The following is a 2,339-nucleotide window of genomic DNA, read 5'->3' as shown; positions in this document are numbered from 1 at the left end:
ATATCTTTGTCATAATGCCTCTCAAGAGATTGGCAGCAGGGTGACGGGGCGGCGCTGCTGGAGTGCCAGATTGTGTCGCCGAAGTTCACGCAGACGCTCGAGTTCGGCACCATCCGCGCAGAGCAGCCAGATTGCTTGCGCGCCGACCGCGATCTTGCGCGCCTTGACCCAGCCGCGGTTCACCCAGCCGTGGAGCGTCTGCTCGGGCATATCGAGTTCGCTGGCGAGATCGCGCAGCGGCCATTCATGGGCTCGGCAGTGCGCTGCGGCATCAAGCGTGCGCCGGGCGCGTGTCACGAGACCGATCCGCCGCAACAGGGCAGCGACCATCGAGCGCGTGAAGCGATCAGCGCGCTTGGCCGGATGCCAGTCTTCGGCATTGAGGATGTCAGCAATTGCACCGGCGGTCAGGCCGTTGCCGTGCAGGGCAGTCAGCCGCTCGACGAGCGCCGGATAGGAGCTGAGCTGCGCGAGCGTGGCGACTGGGCGGATCGCCCAGCTTCGCGTGCGCGCGCCACCGGCCCAGTCGCAGTCAACCTGCAGCCGCTCGGTCCGGCCATCCAGGGTGACGGTCACGCGATCGAGCACCAAGCGCGCGATCGCCTGCCGGTCCTGGGGCGTGGTCGTCTCGGCATGCCACAGCGCCGGCACGTCGCTGGCCAGCCGGCGGATGAAGGCGATCTCTTGCCGCGTCAGTCGCGCCGGCTCGCGCGCGCAGAAGCGGGCGTAGTCCTCGTCGAGCACCGCCTTTTTGCGCAGCGCCTCCTCCCAGCGTGTCTCGAGCGTGCGCACCACCAGCCGGTTCTCAGGTTCGGCGGCGTCATACTGGCGCTCGGCGCGCTCAGCGGCATGGGCGGCACGTTCACGCCGCTGCGCCCACTGGCGGTGGAGGGCGGCGCGCTCGATCTCGATGTCCTCAGCGAGTTGTAGGCTCACCTCGAGCGCCGATGGCGTGAGCGCGCTCAGGATCAGGCCGGCGACATGCGCGTCCAAGGCCCGGCCGGTGAATGCTTGGCAGCGCTCGCCGCCATAAACGGAAGCTTCCGAGATGCAGGCGTAGAGGAGATCATGGCCGTTGCTGCAGTAAGTGGCGATCATCCGGTGGCCGCAGCGCCCGCAGGTCAGCATCCCGGCGAGCAGCGACAGGCCGCCGCGGCAGACGCCGCGATGGTGGCTGCGGTTAGCTGCCATCTGGGCCACGTTCGCCTCATACTGCGCGAAACTGATATAGGCAGGCAGCCGATCCTTGATCAGCACCAGCCATTGGCCCGGCTTGGCCGGGCGCGGGCTTCGCGGGTTGCCGGGCCGCTGGTCATCGACACCGCGTCCGAAAGCATAGGCCCCAGCGTAGACGGGGTTGTGCAGCATGTTGGTCAGCGTCTGGCGGTTCGGTCGGTGCCACTCCAGCGCACCGCCCGTTGTGCCATGGCGGGTGGGCAGCTTGAGGCCGTGGTCGACGAGATAGCGCAGCACCGCATTCATGTGGCCGCGCCGCTCGAAAACCGCAAAGACGAGCCGCACGATCGCCTGCACCTGTTCGTCCGGGTCGAACTCGACGCTGCCGTCGGGCAGACGCACATAGCCGCGCGGCACAGCAAGGCAGAGTTCGCCCCGCTTGGCCTTGGCGCGCTTACCTTCGTGCATGCGCGCCTGCAGGATGTGGAGCTCGGCCTCCGAGAGCGTACCCTTGAGCCCCAGGAGCAGCCGGTCGTTGTAATGGGCTGGGTCGTAGATGCCATCGGCATCTGCAATGAGCGTGCCGCAGACAGCGCAGATCTCGAGGAGTTGGTGCCAGTCGCGGCACGAGCGCGCGAGCCTGGACATCTCGATGCCGAGCACCAGGCCGACATGACCGAGCCCGACCTCGGTCACCAGGCGCTGAAAGCCGAGGCGGCCTTCAGCTGTCGTTCCTGAGCAGCCGAGATCATCGTCAATGACCAGCACCCGCTCGGGCGACCAGCCATAGTGGCGCGCCTGCTCCGCCAAACCATATTGGAGGCGCGTCGACTCCTGGTGGCGCTCGACCTGCTGGAGTGTCGACTGGCGCACATAGACGACCGCCAGACGCTCAAGGGGGCTGCTGTGGATCTTCTCGGGGAGGTTCATCGCCCGTCTCCTCAGCCCGGCTCTGCAGCCGCCGATAGGCGAGACGTCCGATGATCACGGCCAACTTGCGACGGCGCGCCAGCGGCAGCTCCGTCCACGCGACTTGGGCTGGGATCCGGCCGGTCATGGCTTGTCATCCAGCGCGCCAGTGCCAGGAGGGCCACATGGCCAATCCTGGGATGCGGGCTCAACAGCCTTGCATCTTCAGCGGTTCCGCGGCTGCTCGATCGAGC

At 67.4% G+C, this 2,339-nt stretch carries 1 protein-coding gene; it reads right to left on the bottom strand.

Going from position 1 to position 2,339, the window contains the following annotated elements; all coding sequences use genetic code 11:
* Positions 1–21: 21 nt before the first annotated feature.
* On the bottom strand, positions 22–2,106 hold the full coding sequence (locus BN1233_RS42445) for a recombinase family protein (protein WP_046869719.1): 2,085 nt from the start codon (positions 2,104–2,106) through the stop codon (positions 22–24).
* Positions 2,107–2,339: the final 233 nt, after the last annotated feature.

It is taken from the genome of Microvirga massiliensis (assembly GCF_001006805.1).
Lineage (GTDB): Bacteria > Pseudomonadota > Alphaproteobacteria > Rhizobiales > Beijerinckiaceae > Microvirga > Microvirga massiliensis.
Note: the sequence above shows the minus strand (reverse complement) of the source record. Positions and strands in the feature narration are given on the sequence as shown.